Here is a 14,184-nt window from a genome sequence, read left to right on the forward strand (position 1 = left end):
CACGAGGTTTCCTCAGCATTCCGGCTGGCGCGGTGCGAGGTTCGGACAGGTCGGACGCGTACCGGCGGCGGGAAACCGCCTGCATGACTGGCCGCCGGCGTCATGGTCGACAAGGGGCAATGAAACGTCTGGTTCCCGGCGGATGCAGCTGAGGAATGGGTTGCCGTCTGCCACCAGAACTAGGAAGCCGATGGTGTCGATGATGGTCGGCCCCATGGCGGCTCCCACATGACTACTCCCGAGCCCGGCCAAAGCGGCGAGGACGCCGTAGATCATGCCGGTGCATCTCCTTTGCGGGTGAATGCGGGCTGGAATTCCCGTCCCAGGTCGGGATGCGTTGCTGCGAGTTCCCGTTCGAGCTATTCCAAGCGCCTGCGGCTCTTCACCTGACAGCGCCACGGGAATATTCGTCGCTCGATAAGTGCAGCAGTGACTGAAGGCTCGGAAGTCCCAACCTGCTGCGATGGCGAACGCACCCCTGTCTCCTGCACCGTTACTATCAATACCGGATAGGACTAGAACGCAGGCCGGGAGACGGGCTGATGGATCTGCGGTGCATGGGTCTTCACCTGCAGATGCGGCCACACCCGGAGCGCTCGGTTTACGCCCTTTGACGGCGGCGCTGGAGTGCAAGAGACTTCTGGTTGACGGCAGTCGCACTGTGAATCTCTTGATGCAACGTGTGCGTACGGGTTCCGCGGATCACCCGGGGCGGCATGACGATCAGGGCTGATTTCACCGTCTGCGCTTGATTTTTGGGCGGAGCAGCAGGAGTGTGATGGGATGCATCCCATCACAGCCCGCACGGTGTATCGGCTAGTTGCTATCTGAGGAGCTTGTCCCGTCGGAGCCTTCCCGGCCGGTGAGCATCAGCAGTTCCGAGACAACCGGCCGTGGCTGGTGACGGAGTCTCACGTCGGGGGCCAGGCCCTCCACCTTGAGGTTTTCCCCTGTGACGGTCAGTGATATGCGGGAGTTGCCCAGGAGCAGGTTCTGCGCGCGCAAGGAACCGAAACCCGCCGGAATGACAGGATCCAGCCATAGCTCGTCGCCTGGGAGATATGGGTCCAAGCGCAGTAGTATGCGCATTAACTGCACGGGCGAGGCGGCGGCCCAGGCCTGGGGGGAGCAGGAAGTGGGGTAGGGGACGGGGAGGTCATACTCGTCCCGGTCGAAGCCGCAGAACAGTTCGGGTAGCCGTCCGCCGAAGCGGATGGCTGCGTCGAAGAGTCCGGTGGCCAGTCTCCGGGCCTCCTCTACGAAGCCGTAGCGCATCAGCCCGGTGGCGGCGAGGGTGCTGTCGTGGGGCCAGACGGAGCCGTTGTGGTAGCTGACCGGGTTGTAGGCAACCATGTCCGATGCCAGAGTCCGGATTCCCCAGCCTGTGAACATTTCGGGGGACATCAGCCGTGCGGCGACCTGGCTGGCCTTGTCCTCATCCACAATTCCGGTCCAGAGGCAGTGCCCCATGTTCGAGGCACACGCGTCAACGGGGCGCTTGTTGCCATCCAGAGCCAGTGCGTAGTATCCCTTGTCCGGCAGCCAAAAGCGCCTGTTGAATTCCTCCTTCAATCTTGCGGCACGGACTCCCCATTCAGCGGCCTCGTCCCGCCTGCCGGCGGCGGCAGCCAGCAGGCCGCGCCCAAGGTAGGCGGCGTAGACGTAGCCCTGAACCTCGCACAGGGCAATCGGCGGCTCAGCCAGCCTTCCGCCGGCGAAGGTGATTGCGTCCCAGGAGTCCTTCCAGCCTTGGTTGGCCAGGCCGTGCGGGGTGGCACTGTGGTATTCGACGAAACCGTCGCCGTCCCGGTCTCCATAGTCCCGGATCCACTCCAGCGCCCGGTCCGCGTGCGGCAGCAGCGACTGGAGGACATCCAGTTCCATTCCCCAGCGGTTCAGTTCGGACAGCAGGATGACGAACAGGGCGGTTGCGTCTGCCGTGCCGTAGTAGACGCTGTGGTCACCGAGGGCAGCTCCGGCGGCGACGCCCAGGCGCACCTCGTGAAGGATTCGTCCGGGTTCCTCCTCGGTCTCCGGGTTGACCGAGGTGCCTTGCAGTTCTGCGAGGGTCTGCAGCGTGCCGAGCGCCAGGGAGGGGTCCACGGGCAGTGACATGTAGGCCGTCAGGAGGGAGTCGCGGCCAAACAGGGCCATGAACCAGGGCGCGCCGGCGGCGACAACTGCGCGCCCCGGATGGGCGGGGTCGAAGATCCGCAGCGAGCCGAGGTCTTCGTGGCTGCGCCGCAGCACCCGTGCGATCTCGTCATTAGCCAGATCCAGCTGGGGAGCTGATTCTCCCCAGGCCCGATGCCGGCGTGCCGCTTCCAGTTCGAACGGGGAGGTCGATGCGACGAACCGGTCCGCGGGCAGGCCCTGCTCCACCAGCGGGGTGACAATGATGTTCGTGGACCATTTTCCGCGCGCCGGAATGAGCGCTTCGAAGCGGAGCAGGCCTTCGCCCACGTCGGCACCCCGGCCGTGCACGAGGATGCCGCGCCGGCGGCGGTGACGGACCGCTTCGAGGAGCAGCTCATCGCCCTGGACCCGCCGTACCGGCTGCGCATCAGACATCGTCCGGCCGATTTTCACGTCGAAGAGATCCGCGAAATCCGACGCCACCTGCAGCTCCAGCACACACTCGACCGGCTGCGCCGAGTAGTTGCGGATCACAATGTCCTCCCGCAGACCTGCCCCGACCAGCCGTTCGCGCTCCACCACCAGCGGCGAGTCCGCGTGCCCGCGTGCGCTCCGGGCCCGCCCGATGAAGACGGCCCGGTACGGTTCCAGAACACGGGGCAACAGGGGCTCGAGCGGAAGGCCGTTGACGGTCAGGCACCAGCAGGAGAGGATGCGCGTGTCCTGGTAAAAGAGGCCCTGTGTGAGGTCGGCAAGGATGTCCCCGCCGGCTGAAGAAATGCAGAAGGAGGATCCTTCAACGACCGTAACAGCGCCGGCGCCCGGCGGTCCCGCCGTTGGACCGGCGTTCCAGCCACCCACGAGTGGTGACTGCAGGGAGGGTGCTGTCCGGGTGTCCGAGGATTCAGGGGTGGGAGGATGCTCTTTCACGGGTTGCTCTCTTGAACTGCACGCAGCGGCCCTGTCTTCTTGAACAGGATGCCAAAAAGAAGATCCGGGGTCGCTGCCTGCCTGAACTCAATCTTACGCAAGGAACCCCTCCTGAGGGCGGGCTTCTGGCAGCGCCCCCAGTGCGTGCGCAGCTGGCCACAGCCGTACCCTGGCCTTCACATGGCGAGCGTACGGGCCAGTGATCGGGGATTACCTGCCTGCTGAACTGTTCAGGGGATGTACAACTCCATGTCCTGGGCGGTCTCTCCAGCAGGAGTGACGGAATCCCGGGTGGAGAGCCTGCCAGATCTTCAAAGTCCGGACGATATTCGATTCCGGAGATGACGGCAAGCCCTACTTGATCTGGTCCTGGTACAGGTTTTCGTGGGCCTGGCCAGACCCGGATGCAACCGGATGCAACCGGCATCTTCTTCAAAAGGAACCTGAAAGGACCCGCCCGCGCGCACCGGCGGCAGCACACTCACAGGGAATCAGCACAAAGGCCGCACCCGTCTGTCCCGCCCACGGGCAGAAAGGCGGAACGGCCGCCCGCAGGTCATTCCGGTCCGGATGGTTCGGCGCCGGGAACCGCCGTTTCGCGCCACTCCGGTCAGGTGGGAGAGCGGACCGTGGGCGTAACAGCACATGCACCAGACCCCAGAGGAGAACCACCACGATGAGCGAGTGGCGCCGCTACGACTAACCCCGCCACCGGTGCCGCCTCGCCGTGGTCCCCATCTGGACCGACAAAGAGGACAGCCAGCACCGTTCCTTTGGCGTGTTCTACCTGCCACCGGCAGGGGACATCTGGATGCTCCGACCAGGGTTCACCGGGTTCCTTGAACCCGGCGTTGACGACTTCGAGCGCCTGGTGGCCCTCCGCAACGACGCATTCCGCAAGGTGGACGTCTCGGATCTTGCCGCTTTCCCCCGCTGGCCGCGCGATCAGGTTCGCCTCCGGCGCTTCAGCCGCGCTGCTGGAGAACTGCCTGGATGAGCGCCCCCACGCCGAAGTAGTCCGGGCATCGATCGCAGAACATGACCCGGCAAACCGCGCTGAATCCGCCCGTAACCGGTGGGTCACTGCTGGAGCCTCAGATAAGTGAAGGCGTTGGGGAGTGCGACGACGAGCTGGACGGCGTTCACCAGCAGATCGTCCCGAGCATCTCGGGGAACGGGGAAGGAAACGGCGAGGATGCTCCGGAGCTGTTCTATCCAACGTCGCCGAGTTCATCAGCAAAAAGCGTGCAAACACCTTACCGCCGCCAGCTCAACGTGCAAGGCGGTGTGACCTGGTGCCCGCAGTGGTGAAAGCACGCCGAAGCGATCAGCCCCTCGAAGCGCTCTGGCGTGCCTGGGAGTTCCTGCGTCTGGAGGGCACAGCGGGGATGAGCGTGTGGTGGCGCGACCACGCAGACCACCACATGTCCGTTCTGCTCTCCACTGATGGGCCGTTCAAGGGCTGCACAACGGACGAGGGACACGGTCCAAACTTGCCCCTCTACCCTGCGAAGAACCGCCCGCAATTTATGTGCGGAGGGACTTGAGCGCCGTTGCCCAGGAAATGAGCTGGTCCAGCAGCGGCTCCAGGGCATCTTCTGCGGCTTGGCTTGGAGTGAAGCTCGTGAAGTTTTCGAAGTCGGTGGCGAAGGAGAGTGCCACCTGGGCCCGGACGTCGGCCATCTGCAGTTCACCGGCGATCAGGCGCAGGTTTTCGGCGGCGCGGACGCCGCCGGCGCTTCCGTAGGAGACGAAGCCGGCGGCCTTGTTATTCCATTCCGCATAAAGGAAATCCAAAGCGTTCTTCAGGACGCCGGGAACGGAGTGGTTGTATTCGGCCGTGACAAAAATGAACCCATCGAATCGCGAGACAGCCCTCGCCCAGGCCTTGGTGTGCTCGTGCTGGTAGTTGCCCAGCGACGGCGGCATGGGCTCATCCAGCAGCGGCAGGCTGTAGTCGGCCAGGTCGAGCATTTCAAACTCGGCACCTCCCCGAGAGGTTGCCCTGGCCATAACCCAGTCTGCCACCTGCCTGCTTCGGCGCCCCGGCCGGGTACTGCCGACCACCACGGCGATCTTCACCACACGAACCACTCCTTCCGGTAACGGGTATACCCGGCGTCATGTCACCGGGGTCATTTTTCAAGAACGCTGTCGACGAGGTCTTTGAGGATTTCCCAGAAGTCCCTGGCCCGGAAAGAGGTAACCGGTCCTCGTCCCTGGGCTTTCCGGACAGCGTTGGCAATAGCGATGGCTTCCGTAAAGAGTTCGGCGGTGACGGCCGGCACCCGTTCGGGTTCGAGGGCGAGGATGTGTTCGACCATCGCCCGGGAATGCTTCTCGGTCTCCCCGCCCTGATCCCGGCTCAGACGGCTGGGCTCCAGGCGGCTCCTTGCCGTGGTGATTCCCCGGTCCACGTGGGGGGCAAAACCGTCGTCCATGTACTGGATTGTCATGGTTCTCTCCTCAAATCTAGTTCCATTTCGGGAATCGTCCCGATGCGATTTCCCAAGGATCTATATCTGTTGGCACAGATTTAATAGCACTGGCGTCAAATGGTGACAAGGGATTCCTCGGGCGGCCGGGGCAGGTTCAGGGGCCTGGTATTCATTCCTCCTGGGACCTGGACCTCACGATTGTCTTGCTGCAGCACCGGCGCCGGATCCTTGCGTACCAGGCCCACTGGCCGGCAGACCCGCATCCGGCATGTGCCGGCGCGGTTCCGCTCCGTCGGGTCTTCCGGTCCGTTCGATGCCCGCGGCAGCGTAGATCTCCTGTTCATCCAAGGTCTCCGCTTCCAGGAGCCGTTCCGCCAGAGAGTCCAGCCGCCGCCGGTTGTCCTGCAAAAGGGTGCGCGCGCGCTGGTAACACTCGGCCACCAAGGTTCTGACTTCATCGGCCACGGCGTCGAGCATGCCCTCGGAGACACCGGCGGTGCGTGGATCACCTTCTTCCGGAAGGACCTGGACCGGGCCGATCCGTTCGGACATGCCCCAGCGCCCGACCATCATGCGGGCCAGGTGGGTGCTGGTTTGAAGGTCGCTTTCCGCGCCGGTGGTGACGACGCCGAAGACGAGTTCCTCGGCGGCCATCCCACCCAGGGCACCCACGATTCTGCCCTTAAGGTAGTGCTCGTCGTAGCCGTACCTGTCCGTGTCGGGAGTGGACAGGGTCACCCCGAGGGACCGGCCGCGGGGGATGATGGAGATTTTCCGTACCGGGTCCGCTCCTGGCTCCAGCATGCCCAGCAGGGCGTGCCCGGACTCGTGGAAGGCTGTTCTCCGGCGCTCCTCCGCGGGCATGACGACGTTGCGGACGGTGCCAAGCTGCACCTTCTCGAGCGCGTCGAGCAGGTCCCGGTGACTGACGGCGGAATGTTCACGTTTGACGGCGAGCAAGGCCGCTTCGTTGATGAGGTTTGCAAGTTCGGCCCCTGTCATGCCCGGGGTGATCCGGCTCAGGGCGTCGAGGTCGGTGTCCTGTCCCAGACGGACGGTCCGGGAGTGGACCTGCAGGATTTGTGCCCGGCCTTTCTGGTCCGGGGCGTGGACGGTGATGGAGCGGTCAAAACGGCCCGGGCGCAGCAGGGCCGGGTCCAGGACGTCCGGTCTGTTGGTGGCGGCGAGGACGACGACGCCTTCGGAGGAGGAGAACCCGTCCATTTCGGTCAGGATCTGGTTCAGGGTTTGTTCCCGTTCATCGTGGCCGCCCACGGCAAGGGAACCGCTGCGTTTCCGCCCGATCGCGTCGATCTCGTCGATGAAGATGATCGAAGGCGCCGCATCGCGGGCGGCCTGGAAGAGTTCGCGGACCCTGCTGGCTCCCACCCCGACGATCATTTCGACGAATTCGGAGGAACTGGCGTGGAAGAACGGGACCCCGGCTTCTCCCGCCGTCGCCCGGGCCAGCAGTGTTTTTCCTGTTCCGGGCGGGCCGCTCAGCAGAACGCCCTTTGGTGGTTTGGCTCCAATTAGCCGGTACTTGTCGGGTGCTTTCAGGTAGTCAACGACCTCGGAGATCTCGGCCTCGACTTCATCGATACCGGCCACGTCCTTGAAGGTCACCCGGATCTTCCCTGGGTCCACCGGCTGGAATTTCTTCCCTCCCCCCATGCCGAACAGCCCGGATTGCCGCTTGAGCAGCCACAGGTAGAACAGGACGAGCAGCGCTATGGGCGCCACGGACAGCAGCAGGTTGAGCAGCAGTCCCCGTTCCTGGATAGCAGGGGTGGCGCGCACGGCGACCTTGTTTCGCTCCAGAACGCCGAGAAGGTCATCGGCAGCGAAGGCCGGCCGCTCGGTGGTGAATTGCTGATAATTGGCTGTCGCTCCGGGCAGGGGCCGTTCCTGCCTCAGCGTTCCCTCAATCGTGTTTCCCCGGGCGAAGATTTCGGAGACGTTGTTGGACGCCACCTGTGCCTTGAATTCTGTGTATGGTACGGGCTGGGGACGGGCTGACTGATCCTGAATCGAGAGCGCGGCAAAGACAGCAACGTATAGCAGGGTGGCCCACAGTGCCCACTTCTGCCAGGCTCCCCAGCCCCTGGAACCCTTTGGGGAGCCTGCGCCGCTCTCACCACCCGGCAGACCCTCCGTCCGCCAGGGAACCGTACCCGCACCGGCCCCGCTACCCGGCCGGCCATCAGCTTCGGTCTTTGGATCAACAACCGGGGAACGATCCGGCATAGCCCTGCACACCTCCACTTCTTCTGTTTGGAAAGGAACTTTTCCTGGCATGGCCGCCAACGGAGGGGCTTGACCGTCACGGGACCCTCCGGGCGAACCATGGTTTGGTCCTGGTGCGCCGGTCAGACGTGGCCGGTGGCAGTTCCGCGGCTTGTTCGTCGGTGAGGGCGCAACGGATCTGCGTGGTTGTCATCCGCTCAATCGAGTCCCGGGGCACGAACCTCGGGCCCGCCCCGGTGGCGACGACGATGCCGTGGAAAATGTCCCCTCTGTCATCCAGGACCCGGTCCAGCGTGCCAAACGCCCGTCCGGAGCGGGAGATAACCGGCGTCCCCCTCGCCAGGGCTGTGTAGGCAACCGGCCGGCCCTCATCATTCACCGCTGTCACCCCCTTCCTGGAACATTGGTCGGCAGTCGTGAAGCCGGAAATGGTTGGGTCAACAGGGGCGGCGATCCCTGTGTGGTCCCCGGCCGCATGCGGCCGGACACCAATGGAACGGTCCCCGGCCGCTCACGCGATCGGGGACCGCCGGTTGAGGACAGCCCGTGCGCTGCTGCTGCATGTGCGCTACAAGGCGCGGTGGCGTTGCATTTCTGAATGCCTACCGCCCGATGAGGCAGCGTTAGCGTGTAACGGGCGTCCCGTGCCGGTCTGTTAAGCCGCGTTGATCTGGGGCTGCTGGCCTCCCTTGGTTTCGATTTCGATCTTCCGCGGTGCGGCCTGGGCGGCCACGGGAATGCGCAGGGTCAGAACGCCGGCGTCGTAGCCTGCCTTGATGTTCTCCGTCTCCATGGCGTCCCCAAGGATGAGCTGTCGGCTGAAGACCCCGCGGGGGCGTTCTGCTGCCACCATCTCGGTGCCTTCGCCGACCGGGTCCTTCCGTTCGGCGCGGACAGTCAGGACGTTCCTGTCAACGCCCAGGTCAATGGAATCGACCTCGACTCCAGGCAGGTCGAGAGCAATGACGTATTCCTCACCTTCCCGCCACGCGTCCATCGGCATGGCGGCGGGATGGGCCACGGTGCCCAGCACCTGTTCGGCGAGGCGGTCCAGCTGACGGAACGGATCGAGCATCAACATGACATGCCTCCTTGATCATCTTCGACCGGATCTGCATCCGCTGACATAGATTTAAATAGCACCGGCCGCCGCCCCGTGCAAGAGTTTCCGGGGGCTCTTATGCCCAAAAAATCTTGCGCCTGCGGCGTGGAAGTGCTACTAAATCTATGGTTGGTGATATAGATCCTGATGAGGAGAGGGAGAGAAGGCGACGGATATTGCTCAGGGCGGCGGGCACCCGTAGCTCAGCTGGAAGAGCAGGGGACTTTTAATCCTCGGGTCGTGGGTTCGATCCCCACCGGGTGCACACCTGAACAGCGCACCGGACTCCCAGTCCGGTGTGGATCCAGATGAAAGGGCGGTGATACGAGATGAATCCGGAGCTCCAGGGGCTGAGGGCGCTGGCTGCAGTCATAGCAACCGCCGAAGCCACGCTGGACGTGGCATGCCGGACCCTTCGGGAGTCCGCCACGGCATTGCTGCGCACCGGAGATGCCACCCTTGCCGAGGTCAGTGAGGCCACCGGCCTGGACCAGGGTGAACTGCTGGAGCTGCTCAGCCGGAACCTTCCAGGACGGGAACCGTCCTGGAAGCAACCCGGGATCGCAGGACTGTCCTAGAGACAGACGTTCAGCTCCCGGGCCGAAGCCAGACCCATAAGATGGCTGCCCGCCGGTGCGCGAGCATGGAAGCCGCGGCCGCCAGGGACGAATCCCGGGACGGTGTCATCTATCCGCTCCGGGTTCGAATCCTTGGCCGCTGAACGGAACGCTTCTGCACGGAACAGTGAGCCGGAATGCCGGGCGGGAGCTCTGCCGTCGCCGGCGGGTCGCTGACCTTCCCGCCCGGCGGTCCGTCCGGGGCCGGAGCCCCGGGCCGTTCGGGCGTTCGTGCTGGAGAAGCTTCGCCGGCGCCCGTCGGCTGTACGCCGGCCGTCCCTGCCCCTGCTTGCCTTATACGCCGTCACTGTTGTCGTTGTCCTTGATCGGGCGGGAGGTGCGGGCGCGCTTTAGCTGGCGCCGGAGCCGGGTGTTGTCCATTTCCAGTTCCAGCACCTTGGCCACGCCCGCCAGGTTGAGCCCCTCATCGAGGAGTTCTCCGATGCGGCGGAGGACCGCGAGGTCGGATTCGCTGTACTGGCGGGTGCCTCCCTCTGTTCGTTTCGGGGTGAGCAGGCCGCGGCGCTCATAGAGCCGGATGTTCTGCTGGCCCGTTCCCAGCAGTTCCGCCACCACTGAAATGGCGTACAGCCGGCGCCCGCTGCTGCGTTGGTTTGCCATGGGTTTCCCGTCAATCTGGTTGGATATTCCTCTTGCATCAGTTTGTCACCAGTGCTATAAGAAATCTATATCCACTGTCACAGATACCCGGCGGTGGGTAGCCATGGAATCTAGATGCTGAAGGGAGTGGGAAATGATGCTTATCCGTACTGACCCGTTCCGTGAGCTGGACCGGCTCACGCAGCAGGTCTTCGGAACAGCAGCCCGTCCGGCGGCCATGCCGATGGACGCGTGGCAGGAGGACGGGGAATTCGTGGTGGCGTTTGACCTGCCCGGGATTTCGCCCGACGCCGTGGATCTGAACGTTGAACGGAACGTCCTTACCGTCCGGGCGGAGCGCCGGGACGCCACCCAGCCCAACGTCGAGCTGGTGGTTTCCGAGCGGCCGCGCGGCGTCTTCAGCCGCCAGCTGATCCTGGGCGACACGCTGGACACCGAGAACATCAAGGCCAGCTACGACGTCGGTGTGCTGACACTGCGGATCCCCGTTGCCGAACAGGCAAAGCCGCGGAAGATCGAAATCGAAAGCAAAGGCCAGCAGCAACAGATCGGAACATAACGCTTCGATGCACGCGAAGGGGCGGCATCCGGAATCCCGCGTCCAGGCGCGGGACCGGAGGCCTGCCCCCTACTGCTGCCACTGCAACCGCAATACGCAAAAGAATCCTGCCAGCAGCAACAGGCTTCATGATGACCAGACCTGTCCCGGACCACTACGCAGTCCTGCACGTTTCCGCTGACGCAACGTCACGGGAAATCGCCCGCGCCTACCGCGCCCTCATGCGCCGGCACCACCCCGATGTCGCCGGCGGTGAGTCCGCGCCCGCCGAACTGCAGCTCATCATGCAGGCGTTCTCCGTGCTCCGGGACCCCCAGCGCCGCCGCGCCTATGACCGTGAAGCCGCCCGCACCAGGAAATCTGTTCCACCCGCCAGGGCGACCGGGCCTCAGGAACATCCTGAAGCGGACGCTCAGGAGGCGCGCCCACGGGCAGAAAGGCGGAACGGCCGCCCGCAGGTCATTCCGGTCCGGATGGTCCGGCGCCGGGAACCGCCATTTCGCGCCACTCCGGTCAGGTGGGAGAGCGGACCGTGGGCGTAACCGCACATGCACCAGACCCCAGAGGAGAACCACCACGATGAGCGACTGGCGCCGCTACGACTCACACCTGATCCCGGCCTTCCACGAGCGGTTCGAGCAGCGCTGGGGCAAGGGCACAGCACCGTTCCTGGACCCCGAGGCCCACGAGGAGCCACTGCCCCGCGCACAATGGATCAACCCCGCCACCGGTGCCGCCCTCGCCGTGGTCCCCATCTGGACCGACAAAGAGGACAGCCAGCACCGTTCCTTTGGCGTGTTCTACCTGCCACCGGCAGGGGACATCTGGATGCTCCGACCAGGGTTCACCGGGTTCCTTGAACCCGGCGTTGACGACTTCGAGCACCTGGTGGCCCTCCGCAACGACGCATTCCGCAAGGCCGTGTCCCACGCCAACGAATTCCTCTTCGGCCCGCCACCGCTCGTGGAGTGACCTTAGTTTTCCGGCCTGCAGGGTTCAAGCCGAAGAGCTTCGGTCCGGACAAGCAGTGGCTGTCTTCGATCCGGAAAAAATAGTGGTTGCCGGGGGCGTTATTCCACCGCGGGAAGGAGAAGGAGCGCCGGGTGTCCACAGTGCAGGACCGGGCAGCAGTTCACGGCCTATGCGTGGACGGGGACGGTGCCGATGACCAGTGTGCCCTGGGCAGCGGCGTGGCGGAGGTCGAGGCCATTGGGTGTGATGATGAGGTTGTCCCCGCTGATGACCAGGACGTGGCCGTTGCGGGCGGCTTCGAGCCACAGCGCGTCGGCAGGCTGCTCCGTGCGGAGCTGGTCCCGGAAGAGGTTTTTGCCGCGGATGCTGAGGGTGATGAGGCCCTGTGGTGTCACGGCGAAGCTGCAGCTCGCAGACGTTGCGGTGGCCCCTTCCAGGATGTCGCCCAAATCCGGGCTCAGAGCCAGCTGGAAGCCATGGAAGAGCAGAACCGAGACGAGGGCGGAGGTCAGGTCGCCGTCGTTCTCCCGGAACGTCACGACCGGGACCAGCGTGTAGGCCAGCACCGGCACCAACCGTTCCTCTCCGTTAACGGACCGATGCGTCAGGACCAACCGGGCCGCCACAGGGGTGAGCTCGCTGGGAGCCCAACGGCCCCGCTGGACACTCAGACCGGGACCGCTACAGCCGCGGTGGCACACACAGTCGGTGAACGTGACGTAATTGGTGCCGTCCGGCCCGGTGCTTTCCGTGACGTTCACCAGCAGCGAGAGCGGCTCACCGGGTTCCAGGGGCGCCCGGCACGCGGCGCACGCGCTGGCCATCGAGGCAGCCGTGAGCACGTAGTCAACCGTGTCCCTGCCTTTGAACGACTCCAAACGCCTGTCCCAGGCAACATTGCGTGTGACTGGCATTGCAGCGAACCCCGTCCTCCTCATACTCCCAGGAACTTTCTGGTCCCGGGGTCGTGTGTCTCCTTCGTCTTCTAGGGCGCGGTCCCCGGGTCACGGGTACCGGGGACCGCGCCGGGGGAGGGGCACCTGGCCGCTATTGCTGCCTGCCAGGCAGAGAGGTATGGCGTCCGGCGCTCCTCCCTGTCGGCTAAGCGCTGATCGGCTGTTGGGCGCCCTGGCCGCTGGTGATTTCGATCTTCCGCGGCTGTGCCTTGGCCGCGACCGGGATCCGCAGGGTCAGCACCCCGCCGTCATACCTGGCCGTCACGTTTTCGGCATCCACCGCGTCGCCGTGGACCAGTTGCCGGCTGAAGACGCCCTGGGGCCGCTCAGCTGCCATCAGCTCGGCACCTTCGGGAGCTGTGTTCTTCCGCTCGGCTTTCACGGTCAGGACGTTCCGCTCGACGTCGACGTCGATCGAGTCAACATCCACGCCGGGCAGGTCGACCGCGATCACAAACTCCGAGTCCTCCCGCCAGGCATCCAACGGCATGGCGGCCGGGTGCGCGGCCGTGCCGAACACCTGCTGGGCAAGCCGGTCCAGCTGGCGGAGCGGATCGCTCATCATCAACATCACATACCTCCTTTTTCACGTGTTTCACAGGCGCAGATATGTATCCGCTGACATAGATTATTTACCACTTCCGTTAACCTCAGGCAAGGGCCTGGGCGGGTGAAACTCCGCCCCGTAATGAGGAAAGGAGGGTGGCGCGGTTGCGTCCCACCTCGTTCGGCGGCGGAGGGGAGCTCCCCTCTGTGTAGGTTGCCCTGTGGAGGCTAGGGCGACATCCGCGTCTTAACGACGCGTTGTCGCTGGCGGCGCGGCCGGCGCGTGGCCGGGCGGACAGGCGGGACGGACCTGTCACGCCGGTGCGTCCGGTGGACACTCCGGCCCGGAAGGTCAGCCTTCGCATTCGGTGCAGTACTTTTTGCCGCCTTCTTCACGGGCCAGTTGGCTTCTGTGGTGGACGAGGAAGCAGGACATGCACGTGAATTCGTCGGACTGGACCGGCACGACGTGTACGAGCAGTTCCTCGTTGGAGAGGTCCGCGCCGGGCAGTTCGAAGGATTCGGCGAGGTCTGCCTCGTCCGGGTCGATGGCCGACCCGACTGAGGCGCCGGTTTTGTCGGTTTTCAGTTCCTCGAGCGGTTCCGTGGCCTCGTCGTCCTGTGTCGCCCGCGGAGCATCGTAATCGATGGACACCCCTGATGCTCCTTCATCTGGTCATGGGCAAATCTTCGTAACCAAGTTCCAACCTCAAGGGCAAGGGCCTTATTCCCCGTGGACGGGACGTTCCAGGCGGTAACGCGGGGCGGGCAGTACAGCCCGCGCAATGCCCGTTCCTGGGATTGCCGTTCCGGCTCATTAGGCAGGCGTGTACCCTATGAGGCTGGGCGGGCGGCCAGCGGAACTTTGACCTCCTGTTGGGTCGTTCCTCTGCGGAATTCGACGGTCACCGTCTGCCCGGGGCTCTTGCCTCTGAGCGCGGCGAGCAGGTCCTCAGGGGTTGCGAGCTCGGCGCCGTCGAGCCTGGTGAGGACGTCACCGGGCCTGATACCGGCCTTGTCTGCGGGTCCGCCTTCCTGGACCGTGAGTGCCAGCGCCCCG

At 64.7% G+C, this 14,184-nt stretch carries 17 protein-coding genes, 1 tRNA gene and 1 pseudogene; 7 read left to right on the plus strand and 12 right to left on the minus strand.

The window, feature by feature from the left end; all coding sequences use genetic code 11:
- Positions 1–12: 12 nt before the first annotated feature.
- Both AC5RWD_RS20790 and AC5RWD_RS20795 read right to left on the minus strand, forming a co-directional pair.
- Entirely contained in the window at positions 13–276 is a 264-nt protein-coding gene (locus AC5RWD_RS20790) for a hypothetical protein (protein WP_494021828.1), read from the minus strand.
- A 540-nt stretch (positions 277–816) separates the two neighbouring features.
- Positions 817–2,997 (minus strand): amylo-alpha-1,6-glucosidase, encoded by a 2,181-nt coding sequence (locus AC5RWD_RS20795; RefSeq protein ID WP_494021839.1) that lies wholly within the window; start codon positions 2,995–2,997, stop codon positions 817–819.
- Positions 2,998–3,767: 770 nt separating this feature from the next.
- Here AC5RWD_RS20795 and AC5RWD_RS20800 point away from each other — a divergent pair.
- Both AC5RWD_RS20800 and AC5RWD_RS20805 read left to right on the plus strand, forming a co-directional pair.
- Positions 3,768–4,063, plus strand: a pseudogene (locus AC5RWD_RS20800) (hypothetical protein); the annotation flags it as partial.
- 121 nt (positions 4,064–4,184) lie between these two features.
- Positions 4,185–4,613 carry a DUF4913 domain-containing protein gene (locus AC5RWD_RS20805; protein WP_494021829.1) on the plus strand — a complete coding sequence of 143 codons (429 nt, stop codon included), beginning with the start codon at positions 4,185–4,187 and terminating at the stop codon, positions 4,611–4,613.
- Here AC5RWD_RS20805 and AC5RWD_RS20810 read toward each other — a convergent pair.
- The 5 genes from AC5RWD_RS20810 to AC5RWD_RS20830 form a co-directional block, all read right to left on the minus strand.
- Positions 4,594–5,151: an NADPH-dependent FMN reductase gene (locus AC5RWD_RS20810; RefSeq protein ID WP_353710632.1), complete on the minus strand. Its 558-nt coding sequence runs from the start codon at positions 5,149–5,151 to the stop codon at positions 4,594–4,596. The genes AC5RWD_RS20805 and AC5RWD_RS20810 overlap by 20 nt on opposite strands.
- A gap of 50 nt (positions 5,152–5,201) precedes the next feature.
- Positions 5,202–5,522: a hypothetical protein gene (locus tag AC5RWD_RS20815; protein WP_494021830.1), complete on the minus strand. Its 321-nt coding sequence runs from the start codon at positions 5,520–5,522 to the stop codon at positions 5,202–5,204.
- 174 nt (positions 5,523–5,696) lie between these two features.
- On the minus strand, positions 5,697–7,802 hold the full coding sequence (gene ftsH, locus AC5RWD_RS20820) for an ATP-dependent zinc metalloprotease FtsH (protein WP_494021831.1): 2,106 nt from the start codon (positions 7,800–7,802) through the stop codon (positions 5,697–5,699).
- A gap of 25 nt (positions 7,803–7,827) precedes the next feature.
- Complete coding sequence (locus AC5RWD_RS20825) at positions 7,828–8,139, minus strand: hypothetical protein (protein ID WP_494021832.1); 312 nt, start codon at positions 8,137–8,139, stop codon at positions 7,828–7,830.
- Between the two features lie 267 nt (positions 8,140–8,406).
- Positions 8,407–8,832: an Hsp20/alpha crystallin family protein gene (locus AC5RWD_RS20830; protein WP_353710636.1), complete on the minus strand. Its 426-nt coding sequence runs from the start codon at positions 8,830–8,832 to the stop codon at positions 8,407–8,409.
- Positions 8,833–9,045: 213 nt separating this feature from the next.
- Between AC5RWD_RS20830 and AC5RWD_RS20835 the strand changes: the two genes are divergently transcribed.
- Positions 9,046–9,118, plus strand: a tRNA-Lys gene (locus AC5RWD_RS20835).
- Between the two features lie 64 nt (positions 9,119–9,182).
- On the plus strand, positions 9,183–9,431 hold the full coding sequence (locus AC5RWD_RS20840) for a hypothetical protein (protein WP_353710637.1): 249 nt from the start codon (positions 9,183–9,185) through the stop codon (positions 9,429–9,431).
- Between the two features lie 333 nt (positions 9,432–9,764).
- Here AC5RWD_RS20840 and AC5RWD_RS20845 read toward each other — a convergent pair whose 3' ends face one another.
- A complete protein-coding gene (locus tag AC5RWD_RS20845) occupies positions 9,765–10,091 on the minus strand; it encodes a MerR family transcriptional regulator (RefSeq protein ID WP_353710638.1) in 327 nt (108 codons plus the stop codon).
- A gap of 136 nt (positions 10,092–10,227) precedes the next feature.
- Here AC5RWD_RS20845 and AC5RWD_RS20850 point away from each other — a divergent pair, with 136 nt between their 5' ends.
- The 3 genes from AC5RWD_RS20850 (at position 10,228) to AC5RWD_RS20860 (ending at position 11,622) form a co-directional block, all read left to right on the plus strand.
- Positions 10,228–10,650, plus strand: a complete 423-nt coding sequence (locus AC5RWD_RS20850) for an Hsp20/alpha crystallin family protein (protein ID WP_353713365.1) — start codon at positions 10,228–10,230, stop codon at positions 10,648–10,650.
- A 131-nt stretch (positions 10,651–10,781) separates the two neighbouring features.
- Positions 10,782–11,192 carry a J domain-containing protein gene (locus AC5RWD_RS20855; RefSeq protein WP_494021833.1) on the plus strand — a complete coding sequence of 137 codons (411 nt, stop codon included), beginning with the start codon at positions 10,782–10,784 and terminating at the stop codon, positions 11,190–11,192.
- Between the two features lie 37 nt (positions 11,193–11,229).
- Positions 11,230–11,622 (plus strand): hypothetical protein, encoded by a 393-nt coding sequence (locus AC5RWD_RS20860; protein WP_353710640.1) that lies wholly within the window; start codon positions 11,230–11,232, stop codon positions 11,620–11,622.
- A 167-nt stretch (positions 11,623–11,789) separates the two neighbouring features.
- Here AC5RWD_RS20860 and AC5RWD_RS20865 read toward each other — a convergent pair whose 3' ends face one another.
- From AC5RWD_RS20865 to AC5RWD_RS20880, 4 genes are all read right to left on the minus strand, one after another.
- Complete coding sequence (locus AC5RWD_RS20865; protein ID WP_494021834.1) at positions 11,790–12,536, minus strand: hypothetical protein; 747 nt, start codon at positions 12,534–12,536, stop codon at positions 11,790–11,792.
- A 187-nt stretch (positions 12,537–12,723) separates the two neighbouring features.
- Entirely contained in the window at positions 12,724–13,149 is a 426-nt protein-coding gene (locus AC5RWD_RS20870; RefSeq protein ID WP_494021835.1) for an Hsp20/alpha crystallin family protein, read from the minus strand.
- A 327-nt stretch (positions 13,150–13,476) separates the two neighbouring features.
- The gene (locus AC5RWD_RS20875; protein WP_494021836.1) at positions 13,477–13,779 is read right to left on the minus strand and encodes a DUF4193 domain-containing protein; all 303 of its coding nucleotides are present in this window, start codon (positions 13,777–13,779) and stop codon (positions 13,477–13,479) included.
- A gap of 179 nt (positions 13,780–13,958) precedes the next feature.
- On the minus strand, positions 13,959–14,184 hold a 226-nt coding region (locus AC5RWD_RS20880; RefSeq protein ID WP_494021837.1), incomplete at its 5' end, for a PDZ domain-containing protein.

The sequence above is a fragment of the Arthrobacter sp. CMU6 genome, assembly GCF_059090205.1.

Excerpts from the sequence above, each read along its gene's own strand:
- AC5RWD_RS20870 (WP_494021835.1), bottom strand. The coding sequence starts at position 13,149 with ATGTTGATGATGAGCGATCCGCTCCGCCAGCTGGACCGGCTTGCCCAG.
- AC5RWD_RS20860 (WP_353710640.1), top strand. The coding sequence starts at position 11,230 with ATGAGCGACTGGCGCCGCTACGACTCACACCTGATCCCGGCCTTCCAC.
- AC5RWD_RS20865 (WP_494021834.1), bottom strand. The coding sequence starts at position 12,536 with ATGCCAGTCACACGCAATGTTGCCTGGGACAGGCGTTTGGAGTCGTTC.
- ftsH (WP_494021831.1), bottom strand. The coding sequence starts at position 7,802 with ATGCCAGGAAAAGTTCCTTTCCAAACAGAAGAAGTGGAGGTGTGCAGG.
- AC5RWD_RS20840 (WP_353710637.1), top strand. The coding sequence starts at position 9,183 with ATGAATCCGGAGCTCCAGGGGCTGAGGGCGCTGGCTGCAGTCATAGCA.
- AC5RWD_RS20845 (WP_353710638.1), bottom strand. The coding sequence starts at position 10,091 with ATGGCAAACCAACGCAGCAGCGGGCGCCGGCTGTACGCCATTTCAGTG.
- AC5RWD_RS20850 (WP_353713365.1), top strand. The coding sequence starts at position 10,228 with ATGCTTATCCGTACTGACCCGTTCCGTGAGCTGGACCGGCTCACGCAG.
- AC5RWD_RS20830 (WP_353710636.1), bottom strand. The coding sequence starts at position 8,832 with ATGTTGATGCTCGATCCGTTCCGTCAGCTGGACCGCCTCGCCGAACAG.
- AC5RWD_RS20790 (WP_494021828.1), bottom strand. The coding sequence starts at position 276 with ATGATCTACGGCGTCCTCGCCGCTTTGGCCGGGCTCGGGAGTAGTCAT.
- AC5RWD_RS20855 (WP_494021833.1), top strand. The coding sequence starts at position 10,782 with ATGACCAGACCTGTCCCGGACCACTACGCAGTCCTGCACGTTTCCGCT.
- AC5RWD_RS20815 (WP_494021830.1), bottom strand. The coding sequence starts at position 5,522 with ATGACAATCCAGTACATGGACGACGGTTTTGCCCCCCACGTGGACCGG.